The following is a 14,423-nucleotide window of genomic DNA, read 5'->3' as shown; positions in this document are numbered from 1 at the left end:
GGGGGATCATGGACCGCCTACAGCGAAAGGTAGTTAGTTGACGCTGTACAGTCATAGACGGAGGAAATGAATTGTGTGTTTCCACGGTAGGTAGTAATGCGTAATTGGATAGCATTACTATAGCGACCCGTGACTGCCCAATCTCAGCAAGAGATAAAAGACGAAAGTCGCATCCGATATTATGACAAGCCATGTTCTTGATTGTCTAAATGGGGATTGCCTAAGTCGGAACGCCAATGGCTATGACATTTAGTGTCTGAATATCCGATATGGCAACGGAGTTCCCATAGTAGTCCGAGAACGGGAAAGCCGTTTACATGGCGAAGGGGAACAGTTTATCACGTTTAATACCAATTTGGAAGGGTGCGTGAGGCACTATGAGAAGTCCGATAGTAGTATTAAACACTCTAGCTTCTAAATCAACTTGTGCAGAGTATAAATTTCAAAGGTTATATCGGAACCTGTACAACCCTGATTTTTTTCTTCAAGCGTATGATAATATTTACGCCAAAGAAGGAAATATGACGAAAGGAACCGACGGACAAACCATTGATGATATGTCCCTGAAAAGAATCGAATCTCTCATTGAATCGTTAAAGGATCAAAGTTATCAACCTAAAGCAGCGAGAAGAGTCTATATTCTCAAGAAAAACGGCCAACAAAGACCGCTAGGTATCCCATCTTTCAACGATAAGTTAGTCCAAGAAGTTGTACGGATGATTTTAGAGAGTATTTATGATTCCAGTTTCTCAGATTCCTCACATGGTTTCAGACCGAATCATAGTTGTCATTCTGCGTTACATCAAATTAAAAGGCGATTTACGGGTGTGAAATGGTTTGTTGAGGGTGATATTTCCGGCTTTTTCGATCATATCGACCACCATACATTGGTGAATATCCTTCGGAAAAGGATTCAAGATGAAAATTTCATTGACTTGATATGGAAATTCCTAAAAGCGGGATTTTTAGAGGACTGGACATATCACAAGACGTATAGTGGAACTCCACAAGGTGGTATTATCAGTCCAATCCTAGCAAATATTTACCTCAACGAATTCGATCAATTCATGCATACCTACAAAGAACAATTTGATGTAGGCAAGAAACATACCCGTAATAAAGAGTACCGAAGCATTGAACATAAACTATATAAAGCTAGGAAACGGTACAAAGAAACGAAATGGCAACTATCGGAACATGAGCAAGAACAAGCGGTCAAAGAAATCAAGGAACTAGAAAAACAGCTACTCTCAACGCCTTACAATAAATCCATTGACTCGAACTATAAGCGAATCCAATACGTTCGATACGCTGACGACTTCCTCATCGGAATTATTGGAAGTAAAAAGGATGCTATGCAGGTTAAAGGAGATATCTCAGCGTTTTTGAGAGATACTCTAAAGTTGGAGTTATCTCAAGAAAAAACACTGATTACGAATAGTCGGGATAAAGCGCGATTCTTGGGATATGACATAGCCGTTAGCCGTGGGAATAGTTACCGTTGGAAAAAAGACGGAACGGTACAAAGGTTGCATAACTTAAAATGTGAGCTCTACATGCCACATGATGCATGGGAGAAAAAATTATGGGATAAGAAAGTTATGAAACTGAATGATAAAACAGGAAAATGGAAACCAATCCATCGAGCTTTCTTAATTCATAATGATGACCTTGAAATATTGGAAACCTATAATTCCGAAATTAGAGGGCTGTATAACTACTACAAACTAGCCGTAAATGTCCATGCTTTAGATATGTTTAAATATATCATGGAGTATAGCATGTACAAAACATTTGCTAATAAATATAAATCAACGGTTAGGAAAATGTTAAGAAAATACAGCATCAATGGCGAATTCGGAGTTCGATACCGAACAAAAGAAGGTCAAAAGATTCGATTCTTTTATAATCAGGGTTTTAAGCGTCAAGAATTTAACCCCTACAAAATCAACCCCGGTATTGACGTAGAGTTAAATATCTTGAATATGCAACGCACAAGTTTGATTGAAAGACTTCTAGCTGAAAAGTGTGAATGGTGCGGGACTGAAAATGTTCCGATGCACATTCATCATGTTAGAAAGCTGAAGGACCTCCAAGGTAAGAAACGATGGGAAAAACACATGATTGCAAGGAAACGAAAAACACTTGCCCTATGTGAACCTTGTCATATCAACTTACACAGAGGAAAGCTAGATTGATAGACGGAGAGCCGTATACTTCGAGAGGGGTACGTACGGTTCGGGGAGGAGTGCTTAGAAATCTACCATAGAAATATGGCAAGGCGCTGGGTACTTACTCTACTTTATGAAAAAAACGTGGATTGGATGGAGTTACCCGGGGGGTACGGAATTAGGGGATATCAACATTCCGGATTCGGTACTCACCGATCCTGCCATGATTGAACAATATGGGGGATATGGGGTCGATGCAGATGGAGACGGCAAGGCCGATCCATATAATTTGAAAGATGCTATTTATAGTACGGCGAACTACTTACGGGCGAATGGGGCGGCTGAAGGCAAGTACAGAGAAGCCATCTTTGCTTATAATCATAGCCAAGATTATGTGGATCAGGTATTAGGATTAGCCGATCGTTATGTCGTTCGTGTAGCTGTGGATGCCAAGATTATAGAAGGAGCTGCCTGGCCGGTGCCGGTAGCGATGATTATCACTTCCGGATTTGGAGAACGCTGGGGAAAGCACCATAACGGAATTGACATTGCAGCTCCCGGTGACTCCACAGGAAAAATCATTGTGGCATTCGCTCCTGGGGTCGTAGAATACAGTGGATTTCGTGGCAGTTATGGGAATACGGTCATTATTGACCATGGCAACGGATTAAAAACGCTCTATGCTCACATGATGGACAAGGGAATTGAACAAGGAAGTGAAGTACAGGCGGGTACCCCGATTGGATATATTGGAAATACGGGTGATTCACGTGGTGCTCACCTTCATTTTGAAGTATGGGCTCATGATGTTCCGGTCGATCCCATGAAATATATACAGAAATTTAATCCAACCCTTGAAGACGGAGATAACGAATAATATTGTTCGTAAAAATGGGGAGTTCTCTAAAACTCTATCTGAATATAAATAAACCTTATTCCTATGGGAATAAGGTTTATTTATAACAATTATCTATAGTACATTTGACTTAATTTGACCAATTTGGTAAAATAAAGAGTGGAAGATTAAGAGAATAGATAATATAGCTTCCACCGTCGAATGAGTTATCTTGTATTATTTCGTACTCAGCGCAACTGGTTACCATGATATAAGAAAACAAAACGAAAAGCAAGCGTTTTTATATAAATTAACAATTTGTTCGTTTCTGTTCGGCTGTGGAAGGACCCAGATAGGAGGCTCTTGGAATTAACGGATCGCTTTCTCGAAATTCTAATCAATGATAAAAAAGGAGAGAGCAACAATGGAAAAAAATAAGCAAAATCAGGGGCATCATGGTGTTGACCCACAACCGAATCATGGCAAGGATGAAAAAGGACATAAGGATAATGGCAATCCTGGGGGGATTGTAACGAGACCAGGAACCTCCCATGCACAAGACCGATGAGACAACAAGATATTGATGAAATTATCACTCGATTCGGCCCAGCCAAATGGATTGAAGGGAACATGGGAAATATTCCGAGTGAGGGTTGGTTTCTTTTAGAAATCAATCCTCTTCCTCCTAAGGAGGAACTCCCTTTAGTTGTATCTGATATTGAGCAGGATCGGGAATTGGAGGTCATTCAGGGACAAGTACGGCATTATTGTACTTGTCCATACACCGATCATCCCTTGTCTCCAGAAGTTCAAAGAGCTGTACGATCTGTGAAGGAACAAACTTTTACCGTAGCTGTACATCCGGGAATGGGAGAGTATTATTCCGATCAACCCCTGGCAATCGCTCTTGACCCAGTGATCAACTATGAAAAATACCCTGACCATCCCCATCTCAATATTGGAAATTATGTTGTTTTAAACAGACAGAGGGCTTTTATTCCGGATTCCTTCTGTTACATGAAGGATATTGCAACTCTTGTGAAAGACCCAAAAGATCGATTAATTCAAGCCTTTGCTGTTATTTCGATATGGCTTTTGCGACATATGGTATGGTTGGAAACGAGAAAATACTTATCTAAAGGAATGTGGATCGGTCCTGAAGGGGAGCCATTAAGACCCCATCAGTTTCCAGCAATATTAAATCCCAATGGGATGTGTCGATGTGGGAGCTCCAAACGATATCGGCAATGCCATTTGGGTCAGGATTTAAGCTCCATTTATCAACCGGGGTTTCCTGTTGCTTCTGGTATGCAAAACGAATATCAGCGCTTGGTTCACCTGTCAAATGATTGGCATAATCAGCGAAAAAAGCCTCAGGATTATTTTTATAGTCAAATGAAGCAGATGCGACAGATGCAAACACAATGATGATATAAAAAACTAATTCAATGGAAACAGTGGATTATACAAGTAATGATAAAAAAGGGAAGCATCCACTCAGTGGACGCTCCTTTTTTATGCTATCACAACACAATGAGCATATGAAGTAATCCAATAGGTTAGGTAAAGTGGTTTTAACATAGCACGAATAGCCCAGTCCCACTTTGTCGGCCGACAAAGAGACCAGGCATTATCACCCTATATACTTCACGGGTGGGGTCCCGTTTACCACAGTATATACCCTTATGGTGATTATTTTCTCAGGCTTTTCGCTCATGATGTTATGTATGCCTGATTATTCGTGTTGCGGAACTCCACGTATGCAGCTGAATACATCTTGGCCAAAGACTTAACCAGCTGCGCAAACAGCGCTTATTCTTCCGATTTGTTCTTGCATTATCATTCATTTCCAAACATTGTTATTTTTATACCGTTTCATATTTTTCATTTCTTCTTAAGATGTCTCTTCCCAATGTCAGGGAAGGGATTTTTTTTTGGCACGAAACCCTGCCACCCAGTATCGGGACCGATAACCAACGTCCGTAAAGTTCGTATCCTCACTAACGGACGCTAGGTTCCTGTTCCCGATTGGCGAAGATCGCCACCCTGGGTACCCGGCAGCCGTGGTTAAAAATCTTGATGAAAGAATATCGAAGAAGATGGAAAAGGAAAGCTTCCTCTGATGTCGGAAGCTCGGCCCCTTTTTTGGCTCTCCGCCGGTCTTCTAGCTTACCACAGCCGCGCCTCCACCCAACACGCTTTCGCGGCATATCCTCCCTCCTCCTGTCGGTCCGGTATTCCACGATCATGTTGGCCGGAGCCTCCTAGCGCTTAAGGCTGTGGTGCGCTTGAGCCACGGCGGAGGCCACCGGGGCCTTACGAATGAATCTGGAGGGGAAGCAAGATGGCGAAAGTATATGAGATGGTAACCACGAAAATCATTCAGATCTTAGAGCGCGGGGTCATTCCTTGGAGAAGGCCATGGACGACAAGGGGAGCCGCGGTGAATTGGGTAACGCAAAAGCCATACCGGGGGATTAGTACGATGCTTTTAGAGCCAGGGGAATACGCAACTTTTAATCAAATTAAAGAAGCTGGTGGGACGGTGAAAAAGGGAGCTAAAAGTCATCTGGTTGTTTTTTGGAAGTGGATTGAAGTTCAAAATGAAGAGACAGAAGAAAAAGAAAAGGTTCCTTTTTTACGCTACTATAACGTTTTTGAAATTAATACTCAATGTGAAGGCCTGAAAAGTAAACGGAAGGTTGAACTCTTTGAGCATGATCCGATTGCCGAAGCAGAAAAAATTAAGGAAGGATATAGGGACAGTCCTAAAATGTTTTTTAAACCAGGACAAGCCTACTATGTTCCAAGCTTGGATAGGATCCAGATTCCACCTTTAGAAGATTATAAAAACCCGGCTGAATATTACAGCACAATGTTTCACGAAATGGTACATAGTACGGGGCATTATAGCCGGTTAAACCGTCCGGGGATCGAAAAGGCCGTCGCTTTTGGTAATGAGACGTATTCGAAAGAAGAATTAGTAGCGGAAATCGGGGCTGCTATGTTGTGCAGTGTGGCCGGGATTGATAACAGCACCATTGAAAATAGCGCCGCCTATATTGGTTCTTGGCTTCGAAAATTGAAAGATGATAAAAAGCTGATCGTGCAAGCGGCTGCTCAAGCTCAGAAGGCTGCTGACTATATTCTTGGTATTGATTTTTCGGACTTGGAATAAAGGCAAAAATCGCCGGTGGGGCAGGATGCCCCACCGGGAATAATTTTCTCAAGCGTTCAATTGGTCAAAGGGGTTTACTCTACTGATTATTGTCCATAATGAGAATAAATAGGATAGTGAGGTGCTAGATATGAAATGTGATCATTGCGGAAAGAAAATGAAGGACAAGAACAAATCTTTATGTACACGCTGCGAAAAGATATTGGCATCATTAGTTCCCCAAGATTAAGGGTTCATTCTAATTAATGCTGGTCTTCCATCTACTCTAGTGTTAATCACTCGATCCGGAGAATCTTTTTTTACACCATATTTATCTTGAATCATAGCAACCCAATGTTCACTTGCCAAACAACTCTTAATCATTTCTAATGCCATTTTAGCTTCGGATTCACGACAGGAAAAAGCTAACAATCTGATTGATTCATAAAGTTGCGAATCAAGATATGGACAAACTCTTGTTTTCTTATCCTGATGTTGTTTCTTTCCAACCTTCATTCCTTCTCCTCTGATCAAACTCAAATGAACCCCTCCCTAGGTATTTTTCGCGGTGACCTATCGCACATCACCAATTGATATATCAATATGTGTCAAAAGCGGAGGACAGAACCACTTTTTTAGATAAGTCCTTAAATCTATTAATATATGATTCAAGCGAAAGAAATAGAACAAATATTTTTGAAATCGTTTTGGTACAAACCATTTGTTCCTTACTTCGTTCGGTAAGATATCACTCACCGTATGGGGGACTTCAATCCCCCAAAATATTAAAGACTACTCTCTTTCCTTTTGTAGTCTACTGGGGGTAATTTTTTATGTTAAAATATGAGAACAAACATTCTCTTATATATCTAGGAGTGGTTTTATGGAAAAGTGGTGGGAAGTCAATAAGATTACAAAGCAGCTGGCGGCCGTTGACTTATGTCAATGTAAAACAGAAATGAAAGGACGCTGGTTGATCGTAGACCCCGAAACGCTGGAAAGGGCCTATGTTTGTGTAAAGTGTAAGCGACGTGTCTATCCGAAAGCACAATCACAATAATGTAGACAACCTATATATTAACTGTGGGAGTTAATGAAGGCAGGAGTAATTCTGTCTTTTTCTTTTGCTTTTTTAACCATTTAGCATTACAATTTGGTTAACTTAAGTAAACCTAGTTAACTACATAATATTAACTATAAAAATATGTTAACTAATTGGAGGTAAGAATGTCGGACGTTACATTTGGAGTCAAAGTTTCGCCAGAGACGAAGGAAAGAGTATCTGCCATGATCGAATCGAGTGGCCTTAAAGGGAAAGAATGGTTTGAAACGCTCCTTTCTCTTTATGAAATGCAACAATTGAAGGAAGGAACTAAGGATTTCGCTAAGGATTTAAGTGAATTGGAGATCCACACAAACCGAATTGTGCAGCTGGTCGGTAACATGGTCACCAGGGCGACACATGAGAAGGAAGCTGTCTTGCAGCAGATGGAAACGGTCAAAACCTCCCGAGATGAAATCATTACCGGTTACCAGCAGGAACTATCCGAAGTGAAAAAACAAATTGAAGTCTTTTCTCTTCAGGCACAAGATGCCGATCGAGCTAAAGAAGAAGCGGAAAAGCATGTTCAACAATTGGAAGAGGCAGCTCAAAACAATCGGGATCTTATTACCTAATATAAAGAGAAAATTGATACGTTGACCGGACTTATAGCCGAATACAAGACTTATAGAGAAGAGAATCAGCAGTTAAAAGAAGCAATCCATAACTTTCAACAACAAGTCCAAGAAAAATCTACTCAGCTTGTTCAGCGTGATCAAGATATCGCGGCTGTAGAAGAAAAGGTTAAGCAATTACAAGCCAAGCATGCCGATGAATTAGATCGGCTTGCTGAACGAAAGGATATGGAGAAAGAGCGCGAACTTTTACAGGTTCGGACCGAGTATCAAGAAAAACTGCAAAAGGTAAACGAAGAATCGACAAGCAAGATCCAATCCTTTTATGAACGAATGGAACAGATCCGGAAGGAATATGAACATCAGATCGAGGAATTGAAAAAGAAAAAGTAAATAAAGGATGTGTCCTATAATGTCCGATGAAATAGAACTCATTCGAGGTGGTTAGGTTAATGTGCCTGAACACTTGAAATGTAAGACAGATTTAAAAACAATGGGGTTAAAGCCAGGTGTCTTCGTAAAAGCAAAAGTTTGGAACTCGTATATATGGGTCGAATTGTACGATATCCATGAAGCTGTTCCGAAAAGAAAACCCACCGAAAAACAATTGGCAGCCTTAGAAAAGGCAAGACAAAAACAGAAAGAACTTGATATTTGTCCCATCTGTAAGGAGGATGTTGGACGAAAGAACCTTATTTTGAACAGCGGTGGTATCCTAGCTTGTGAATGGTGCCATCATGTTGAACAAATGAAGGTAAAGAAAAAAAGAGGTGAAGAGGTATTTCGGCGGTGGTTTGATGAAGATTTTGTGATTCTAGATACGGAAACGACCGGTTTAGACGGCGCAGAAATCGTTGAAATCGCAATCATTGATAGAATGGGTCATGTCCTGTTTGATTCATTGGTTAAACCTAACTATCCCATTCCTGACGAAGTTATGGAGATTCACGGGATAACCAATGATAGGGTTGCGATTGCTCCAACAGGGGACCGTATTTGGGAGGATATCCAATCTATTCTTCAGGATAGAAAGATCCTTATTTACAACGATGAATTAGATGTCCAGATGATCTCCAATAGCTGTCATCACTATCAAATTCAACCGATCCATTTGAATACGGAATGTGTTATGCGTACATATGCCAACTATATCGGTTCAGACAGATGGTTGAAACTAAGCGATGCAGCCGATAGGTGGACTAGTCATCGAGCTTTAGAGGATTGTTTTGCCACCTTAAAAGTAATTACGAATGTGTGGATTGAAATGGGATTAATGAACGAACTAAAAGAAACAAGTTAGAGTGTATGATCAATGATATTCTCACGTTTCAAACCGAGACGAACCCTGTTCATCGTCAAGGGGGAAAGCGGTACCGGACTGACGGCCCGTGCTTTTTACGGGACGGAAGGAGGATAAGGAGCGGACCTTGACGAGAAGAATAGGATACGCTAAAAAATCCCCTGAACCGTTGAGGTTCTGGGCTGGCAAGCGCCGAGCGTGGGATTCCAAAGGGGAAGCCCCTTTGGTCGACGTCCCCTCAGGGGACTAGAATGGGGGTGGTTTAAAAAATAAAGTGTTAGAGTCAACCTGAGGAGAGGGTGACCGGCCACACTGGGACTGAGACACGGACCAGACTCCTACGGGAGGCAGCAGTTAATCAACTTATGAGGCTTACACTCCATAGAAAAATAAAAATCCCTTACGGGATTAGGGGTAGATAGGTAGCTTTTTAGGAAGTTCTTTAGAAGTAATCACTTCACATTTTCCAAGTGGATTAGGAAAGTCATCGATATTATTCGTAACAAGATAATCGGCGTTACATTGGAGTGTAGCAACCATGATGTGAAAATCATAATCATCTTTATAATTTTCAACGTCGATACCCCGATTTTCAATCCATTCTATTGACTGGTGAATATCCATGCCGAGGATGTATTTCATATTTCGGAACAGGACTTCTTTGTATCCAACGCCTTCCTTAAAATCAATCTCTTTAAATGATTCTAAGAACTTCATATCGAAAATTTCTGAGTAACGGCGAACCCTTCGCATAATTTGTTCATGTGGAAATGGATAGAATATCTTTTTCCCGTTCGATTTAATAGGATAGCGGCCTGCTCTTAGAACAGCATAGATTTCAGCTTGTGTAGAATCTGGAAGGCAGATTTTAATGAGCCCTTTTTTCTCAAGAAGAAGCATGTAATCTAATTGGTTGAATTGAGTATTTCTTTTCCCTTCGTGCATGATGCGAGGGATGACGAAGTTCGTATCTAATGAAAAGATGATCATTACATGACTTCTCCCTCGTCATCAAAGTTAAATTCCCAATCTTCGCTATAATCGTCTCCCAAAGCTTCCTTCATGATTTCATCCATGTCTTCCAGCGCATCATCACGCTTTTGTTTCATAAATTCAAAGGCTTCACGGGGGATTTTATATCGTCCACGTTTACCAACGCGGTGTGCGGGAAGAATTCTATTTTGAATCCAGTCACGGACTGTTTCTGTGGTTACTCCATAATAATCGGCCACCTCTTTGGTTGAAACGTATTTCTCATGATCCTGGTCTTCATCCTCTTCATTTTCTTTCATTAGTGTTGCTGACGGAAATACAGCCGTATTACTTTTCTTTACTTGAAAGAGGTCTCCGGATAGAATAATTAATTCATTTTCTCCAACCTGAACCTTCGTTCCTTTGTTAAGAACGTCAATTGCTTTAATCGCTTTTTTAATCACGGCTACATCATCAGAATTTGCTTTCTCTAAGACTTTTTCAAGTCCTTTGACCAGTTCGTTGACATCAATCATTTCTTTTGCGGTGGATTCCATCATGTCATTCACCTCCATGTTCACATTATAACTCAACAAAAACAAAGTTTGCAAAGTTTTCAAGGGCGAATATATTTGGCGAGGAATAGGAGGCTTTTTTATCCTGCCTAGTCACGGATGCTAAAAAATACGAAAACCAGAAAAGGTTAGAACCGGATCCACCGGTTCTTTTTGATGTCCTCGCTGAAGTGGCTCGGCCGCCTTGTCCCAGCTTAACACGGGCCGCCCCCGTGACAGTAGGCTTTCGCGGCATATCCTCCCTCCTTACGTCGGTCCGGTATTCCACGATCCTACTATAACGGGTCCCCGCGTCTCCGTGTTGAATCTGAGCCAGGCGGCCCCCCAAGGGACGCTCGGACAAATGAAATGAAGGAGAGGACGAAGATGGAACAAAAAAGAAGTCGCATTACACTTTACTCGGTACAGTTGGTGAAGGAACGAAATATCACGGTATATGGTGAAAAAACGATTAAATGCCCGCAAGATGCGGAAAAAGTCATAAGAGAATTGATTGGCTTATCTGACAGAGAGGTATTTGTAGCCATTTTCCTTAATACCAAAAATAAAATTACGGGAGCGGAAAAAGTATCAGTCGGTTCTTTAAATTCCGCGATCGTAAGCCCGCGTGAGGTGTTCAAGGCAGCTATCCTACATAATGCAGCATCGATTATCGTAGGTCATAATCACCCATCCGGGGACGACACTCCCAGTCGTGAAGATTTACAGGTAACGAAAAGATTAGTAGAGGCGGGAAAACTTTTAGACATTGAGGTATTAGATCATCTTATTATTGGTGAAGAAACGTTTAAGTCATTGAAAGAATCAGGGATGATATAATCCCTGATTCGCCCCTCGGGGTCGTTGACCCTCCCCCGAGGGAATTTTCATTCCAGTGTCATACTGAAATTATCAAGCATGGATAAGAATCGAAGCATATCCATGCTTGATTTTATGATTTGCCTATTATGTCCTATTCCTGTGTGACAAGCCATGACAAGCCCTCATTAAAAATTTAATGAAAATATTATATTAATATTCTTTATTATATTATAATATAATTATAATTACATTATAATATAATAAAGATCGATGGAATGTTAAGAAAAATTCTTACTGATTTAAAGGAGGATCAAAAGATGATTTTATCGGAGCAGTATCGGCAATGGTTAAATGATCCGAAATTTTTTCATGACCAACAATTAGCCACGGAGTTTGAGAGTATTTTTGAAATAACAAAAGAAAAATTGCAAATTCATGTTGAACCGGATGATGGGTATAAGGTAAGGGAGGAAAGAGCTTTGAGCGTATCCGAACAGACAGCATATATTAAAGAGTTATTCGATTATCTGTACGAAAATTTTGTTCCTTGGAATTCGGCACAAACCGAGGAATACAGGGAAAAAGCGGAAGAAATGCGGGCATTTTTGGAAAGTCAGTCTATCATTTTGGATACTCCCTATTTTCAGCAAAATATTGGCCGCCAAAGGTTGAAGATCATTCAATTATGGATGAAGAGTTTTCAGTAGATCGGATTATTTAAACACATTTTAAAAATTCAAAGACCCCTTCTTAAAGAAAATACCTTTTCTTTAAGAAGGGGTCGGCCTTAGATGGGTTGCTGTTCTAGTATTCATACTTTATTCTTAAAAACGAATTCCTTTAATCAATGGGATCAGACGACTAATGAGTTGAAACCAACCGATGATAGAAATCCATAAGGGAATGCTTAAGGAGATACCCCAAAACAAGCCAGTAGGTAGGTCTGCATTGCTTCGCATGATATCAGCCCCTTAACCTTTTAATATTATTATAAAATGTAAACGCTTTATTATAAATAAGGAATATTGACTATTTTTGACTTTTTTTAAGATCTGTTTTTAGCAAACTTTAAATCCTGCTTCTTTTTTGGGAAATATATTTTTTGCTGATTCCAGGAATATTCTTGTCCCTTGGAACATATATAGTAATATTTCTGAGTTCCTAGGTTCCGGAATTCCTGACTTCCTTGCTTCCTGAGTTCCGGACTTAAATTATAAAATTTGTGGTCGGAGGGATTGAAAATGGTGAAGGGGACAATCGGTAGTAAAATCATAGGACAAGAGGGTTCGGGAAATAAACCTTTACGTAAAGAACGTTCAGATAAAAAAGGTCGTATTAATACTCCATTGGATAAACAAATTATAGTTGCACTTGAGGAGTATGCTTTTGCGTGTGGTATACCCAAGACGCATTTGATGGCCGATATTATAGAGTATTGGATGAAAGACAGAAAATTCCTAGAAAATTGGTACAAGCGATATCAGGACCGACGCAAAGATATTGTTTTTACAACTGTGAATGGTGAAAATGGGTTTTATTTAACTGACCGGGAAGGTTAATTATTTTCCTTTGGCAATTTTCATTACACTTGGTTTAAGCAATTTATAAAATTGGTAGCAGCTGCGGCATAAACCATTGCTGGTTTGTGCTTTTTTCTTTTTACAATCCCAACAAGTCATATTCAAAACTTCCTTTCAAAAATAGATGGATTCTACCATATTTGTATTTTTGACAGGAATAATTCCATTTAAACATGCATAAAATAAAAATTTGTTTTTTCTCATTTGTTGTTCAGATAGGCTAGGTTATAATTAATTTAACTTGTGAAAATAGGGAGAAGAAGTCATAATGAACAACAATGAAAATCTCCTCGCTTTTCAAAAGGGTGTTTGTGGGGTGTTGTTATTTCTAGCTTATTATGGATATTGATCACATATACTTTTTGTTCAAAAACATATAATCTCCATACGCTCATTAATTGTTGACAATTGTCAACAGCAGGTGTTATCTTGAAAAAATGATTATATTGCCCAAAAGTTTAAAAATTGTGTGGTGAAACTTTAAATGGGTGCCGATGAAAAAGAGGTATTACCTAAACTATACGGTGCAACACAATTAGCTGAAGAATTAGGTTGGGATCGAAGAAAAGTTCATATTTATTTAGGACGCGGTATTTTAATTGAACCAGCTACTTATATTGGGAAATCTCCTGTATGGACTGAATCCCAAGTGAATCAATTGAAACTAAAGTATGCCAATACTTGATGGAAGAGGAAGGGGGGATATTTGTGTTTACAGAAAGATGTGCCATTGAGCAAAGAATGCGAGAGATTAGAGAAGAAAGAAGAGATTTACAACAAGAATATTACAAATTGATGGATCGATTGAGAGAGCTAGATGATGGGTATTTTTGCACATCCCCTCGAAAAGGTGGAATAAGGGTGTAACCAAAGGTATTTCTATCAATCAGGTTTTTTGATGCTTCTTAAAAATTCGATTCCAAGTTTCAAATCACTCTTTGCCATGACTTTTTCAATCGTTCCCTTTTTAAATTCTTCTGCCAGAGTCAAAATATCGGTAAGAATTTTGCGAGAGTGTTCCAATTGTTTTTGAAGTCGGCTAATTTCACTTTGCTGGCTAGAGGTTAAACGTTCTTCTTTTTTCCATTTTGTGAGTTGCTTCTCGTAAACCCAAAGAAATTCCAGTTGTTCTGTGTAAGCACGGATGACGCGCTGTACCATGTAATCATCCAACACATAAGGTTTTGGTCGAGCTTCCAATAGGGTTGTATACTGCCTTTTTGCCTCTGTTAGTTGGCCGTCTATTAGTTTTGCAATGAGCGGCAGGTTTCGGATGGGTTGCCAATTTGGTTCTGATTTGCTCTTCATATATTCTATCCTTCCTTTAAATGACTTAAATTTCAGAGGGGGGTGAT

Annotated in this window: 21 protein-coding genes; 14 read left to right on the top strand and 7 right to left on the bottom strand. The window is 39.9% G+C overall.

Annotation, left to right across the window (positions count from 1 at the left end):
* Positions 1-377: 377 nt before the first annotated feature.
* The 4 genes from EIZ58_RS31175 to EIZ58_RS31165 all read left to right on the top strand — a co-directional run bounded on the left by EIZ58_RS31175 (position 378) and on the right by EIZ58_RS31165 (position 4,434).
* Complete coding sequence (locus tag EIZ58_RS31175; RefSeq protein WP_134704938.1) at positions 378-2,198, top strand: reverse transcriptase/maturase family protein; 1,821 nt, start codon at positions 378-380, stop codon at positions 2,196-2,198.
* A gap of 106 nt (positions 2,199-2,304) precedes the next feature.
* A complete protein-coding gene (locus EIZ58_RS31170) occupies positions 2,305-3,048 on the top strand; it encodes a M23 family metallopeptidase (RefSeq protein ID WP_134704937.1) in 744 nt (247 codons plus the stop codon).
* Between the two features lie 382 nt (positions 3,049-3,430).
* Positions 3,431-3,574 carry a hypothetical protein gene (locus EIZ58_RS34030; RefSeq protein WP_167578080.1) on the top strand — a complete coding sequence of 48 codons (144 nt, stop codon included), beginning with the start codon at positions 3,431-3,433 and terminating at the stop codon, positions 3,572-3,574.
* Positions 3,571-4,434 (top strand): hypothetical protein, encoded by an 864-nt coding sequence (locus EIZ58_RS31165; protein ID WP_134704936.1) that lies wholly within the window; start codon positions 3,571-3,573, stop codon positions 4,432-4,434. Before EIZ58_RS34030 ends, EIZ58_RS31165 begins: the two co-directional genes overlap by 4 nt.
* 572 nt (positions 4,435-5,006) lie before the next feature.
* On the opposite strand, the gene EIZ58_RS31160 is transcribed toward EIZ58_RS31165, so the two are convergent.
* Positions 5,007-5,216 (bottom strand): hypothetical protein, encoded by a 210-nt coding sequence (locus tag EIZ58_RS31160; protein ID WP_134704935.1) that lies wholly within the window; start codon positions 5,214-5,216, stop codon positions 5,007-5,009.
* A 134-nt stretch (positions 5,217-5,350) separates the two neighbouring features.
* On the opposite strand from EIZ58_RS31160, the gene EIZ58_RS31155 reads away from it, so the two are divergent.
* Positions 5,351-6,184, top strand: a complete 834-nt coding sequence (locus EIZ58_RS31155; RefSeq protein WP_134704934.1) for an ArdC family protein — start codon at positions 5,351-5,353, stop codon at positions 6,182-6,184.
* Between the two features lie 225 nt (positions 6,185-6,409).
* On the opposite strand, the gene EIZ58_RS31150 is transcribed toward EIZ58_RS31155, so the two are convergent.
* Positions 6,410-6,703 carry a hypothetical protein gene (locus EIZ58_RS31150; RefSeq protein WP_134704933.1) on the bottom strand — a complete coding sequence of 98 codons (294 nt, stop codon included), beginning with the start codon at positions 6,701-6,703 and terminating at the stop codon, positions 6,410-6,412.
* Positions 6,704-7,046: 343 nt separating this feature from the next.
* Between EIZ58_RS31150 and EIZ58_RS34025 the strand changes: the two genes are divergently transcribed.
* The 4 genes from EIZ58_RS34025 to EIZ58_RS31135 all read left to right on the top strand — a co-directional run bounded on the left by EIZ58_RS34025 (position 7,047) and on the right by EIZ58_RS31135 (position 9,140).
* Positions 7,047-7,223: a hypothetical protein gene (locus EIZ58_RS34025; RefSeq protein ID WP_167578079.1), complete on the top strand. Its 177-nt coding sequence runs from the start codon at positions 7,047-7,049 to the stop codon at positions 7,221-7,223.
* A gap of 167 nt (positions 7,224-7,390) precedes the next feature.
* Complete coding sequence (locus tag EIZ58_RS31145) at positions 7,391-7,840, top strand: hypothetical protein (protein ID WP_134704932.1); 450 nt, start codon at positions 7,391-7,393, stop codon at positions 7,838-7,840.
* Between the two features lie 21 nt (positions 7,841-7,861).
* Positions 7,862-8,233 carry a hypothetical protein gene (locus EIZ58_RS31140; protein ID WP_134704931.1) on the top strand — a complete coding sequence of 124 codons (372 nt, stop codon included), beginning with the start codon at positions 7,862-7,864 and terminating at the stop codon, positions 8,231-8,233.
* 61 nt (positions 8,234-8,294) lie between these two features.
* Entirely contained in the window at positions 8,295-9,140 is an 846-nt protein-coding gene (locus EIZ58_RS31135) for a 3'-5' exonuclease (protein ID WP_134704930.1), read from the top strand.
* 21 nt (positions 9,141-9,161) lie between these two features.
* On the opposite strand, the gene EIZ58_RS31130 is transcribed toward EIZ58_RS31135, so the two are convergent.
* From EIZ58_RS31130 to EIZ58_RS31120, 3 genes are all read right to left on the bottom strand, one after another.
* Positions 9,162-9,350: a hypothetical protein gene (locus tag EIZ58_RS31130; protein WP_134704929.1), complete on the bottom strand. Its 189-nt coding sequence runs from the start codon at positions 9,348-9,350 to the stop codon at positions 9,162-9,164.
* A 198-nt stretch (positions 9,351-9,548) separates the two neighbouring features.
* Positions 9,549-10,130 carry a hypothetical protein gene (locus tag EIZ58_RS31125; protein ID WP_134704928.1) on the bottom strand — a complete coding sequence of 194 codons (582 nt, stop codon included), beginning with the start codon at positions 10,128-10,130 and terminating at the stop codon, positions 9,549-9,551.
* A complete protein-coding gene (locus tag EIZ58_RS31120; RefSeq protein WP_167578078.1) occupies positions 10,130-10,672 on the bottom strand; it encodes a helix-turn-helix domain-containing protein in 543 nt (180 codons plus the stop codon). The genes EIZ58_RS31125 and EIZ58_RS31120 overlap by 1 nt, the downstream gene beginning before the upstream one ends.
* A gap of 381 nt (positions 10,673-11,053) precedes the next feature.
* On the opposite strand from EIZ58_RS31120, the gene EIZ58_RS31115 reads away from it, so the two are divergent.
* Together EIZ58_RS31115 and EIZ58_RS31110 are read left to right on the top strand one after the other, a co-directional pair.
* Positions 11,054-11,506, top strand: coding sequence for a JAB domain-containing protein (locus EIZ58_RS31115; RefSeq protein WP_167578077.1), 453 nt, complete (start codon positions 11,054-11,056; stop codon positions 11,504-11,506).
* Between the two features lie 299 nt (positions 11,507-11,805).
* The gene (locus EIZ58_RS31110; RefSeq protein WP_134704925.1) at positions 11,806-12,195 is read left to right on the top strand and encodes a hypothetical protein; all 390 of its coding nucleotides are present in this window, start codon (positions 11,806-11,808) and stop codon (positions 12,193-12,195) included.
* Between the two features lie 117 nt (positions 12,196-12,312).
* On the opposite strand, the gene EIZ58_RS35000 is transcribed toward EIZ58_RS31110, so the two are convergent.
* Complete coding sequence (locus EIZ58_RS35000; protein WP_255438478.1) at positions 12,313-12,447, bottom strand: hypothetical protein; 135 nt, start codon at positions 12,445-12,447, stop codon at positions 12,313-12,315.
* Positions 12,448-12,729: 282 nt separating this feature from the next.
* On the opposite strand from EIZ58_RS35000, the gene EIZ58_RS31105 reads away from it, so the two are divergent.
* The 3 genes from EIZ58_RS31105 to EIZ58_RS34020 all read left to right on the top strand — a co-directional run bounded on the left by EIZ58_RS31105 (position 12,730) and on the right by EIZ58_RS34020 (position 13,935).
* Positions 12,730-13,047, top strand: a complete 318-nt coding sequence (locus tag EIZ58_RS31105; RefSeq protein ID WP_134704924.1) for a hypothetical protein — start codon at positions 12,730-12,732, stop codon at positions 13,045-13,047.
* A 505-nt stretch (positions 13,048-13,552) separates the two neighbouring features.
* The gene (locus EIZ58_RS31100) at positions 13,553-13,753 is read left to right on the top strand and encodes a hypothetical protein (RefSeq protein WP_134704923.1); all 201 of its coding nucleotides are present in this window, start codon (positions 13,553-13,555) and stop codon (positions 13,751-13,753) included.
* Positions 13,754-13,776: 23 nt separating this feature from the next.
* Complete coding sequence (locus EIZ58_RS34020; protein ID WP_167578076.1) at positions 13,777-13,935, top strand: hypothetical protein; 159 nt, start codon at positions 13,777-13,779, stop codon at positions 13,933-13,935.
* Between the two features lie 15 nt (positions 13,936-13,950).
* Here the strand turns inward: EIZ58_RS34020 and EIZ58_RS31095 are convergent, their stop codons facing one another.
* Positions 13,951-14,376 (bottom strand): hypothetical protein, encoded by a 426-nt coding sequence (locus EIZ58_RS31095; protein ID WP_134704922.1) that lies wholly within the window; start codon positions 14,374-14,376, stop codon positions 13,951-13,953.
* Positions 14,377-14,423: the final 47 nt, after the last annotated feature.

It is taken from the genome of Ammoniphilus sp. YIM 78166 (assembly GCF_004522215.1).
Taxonomy (GTDB): Bacteria; Bacillota; Bacilli; order Aneurinibacillales; family RAOX-1; genus YIM-78166.
This window is presented reverse-complemented; position numbering and strand designations above follow the sequence as displayed.

Bases quoted from the DNA above. Each gene is read 5' to 3' on its own strand.
- EIZ58_RS31175 (WP_134704938.1), top strand. From the start codon at position 378: ATGAGAAGTCCGATAGTAGTATTAAACACTCTAGCTTCTAAATCAACT.
- EIZ58_RS31170 (WP_134704937.1), top strand. From the start codon at position 2,305: ATGAAAAAAACGTGGATTGGATGGAGTTACCCGGGGGGTACGGAATTA.
- EIZ58_RS34030 (WP_167578080.1), top strand. From the start codon at position 3,431: ATGGAAAAAAATAAGCAAAATCAGGGGCATCATGGTGTTGACCCACAA.
- EIZ58_RS31165 (WP_134704936.1), top strand. From the start codon at position 3,571: ATGAGACAACAAGATATTGATGAAATTATCACTCGATTCGGCCCAGCC.
- EIZ58_RS31160 (WP_134704935.1), bottom strand. From the start codon at position 5,216: ATGCCGCGAAAGCGTGTTGGGTGGAGGCGCGGCTGTGGTAAGCTAGAA.
- EIZ58_RS31155 (WP_134704934.1), top strand. From the start codon at position 5,351: ATGGCGAAAGTATATGAGATGGTAACCACGAAAATCATTCAGATCTTA.
- EIZ58_RS34025 (WP_167578079.1), top strand. From the start codon at position 7,047: ATGGAAAAGTGGTGGGAAGTCAATAAGATTACAAAGCAGCTGGCGGCC.
- EIZ58_RS31145 (WP_134704932.1), top strand. From the start codon at position 7,391: ATGTCGGACGTTACATTTGGAGTCAAAGTTTCGCCAGAGACGAAGGAA.
- EIZ58_RS31125 (WP_134704928.1), bottom strand. From the start codon at position 10,130: ATGATCATCTTTTCATTAGATACGAACTTCGTCATCCCTCGCATCATG.
- EIZ58_RS31120 (WP_167578078.1), bottom strand. From the start codon at position 10,672: ATGATGGAATCCACCGCAAAAGAAATGATTGATGTCAACGAACTGGTC.
- EIZ58_RS31115 (WP_167578077.1), top strand. From the start codon at position 11,054: ATGGAACAAAAAAGAAGTCGCATTACACTTTACTCGGTACAGTTGGTG.
- EIZ58_RS31110 (WP_134704925.1), top strand. From the start codon at position 11,806: ATGATTTTATCGGAGCAGTATCGGCAATGGTTAAATGATCCGAAATTT.
- EIZ58_RS35000 (WP_255438478.1), bottom strand. From the start codon at position 12,447: ATGCGAAGCAATGCAGACCTACCTACTGGCTTGTTTTGGGGTATCTCC.
- EIZ58_RS31105 (WP_134704924.1), top strand. From the start codon at position 12,730: ATGGTGAAGGGGACAATCGGTAGTAAAATCATAGGACAAGAGGGTTCG.
- EIZ58_RS31100 (WP_134704923.1), top strand. From the start codon at position 13,553: ATGGGTGCCGATGAAAAAGAGGTATTACCTAAACTATACGGTGCAACA.
- EIZ58_RS31095 (WP_134704922.1), bottom strand. From the start codon at position 14,376: ATGAAGAGCAAATCAGAACCAAATTGGCAACCCATCCGAAACCTGCCG.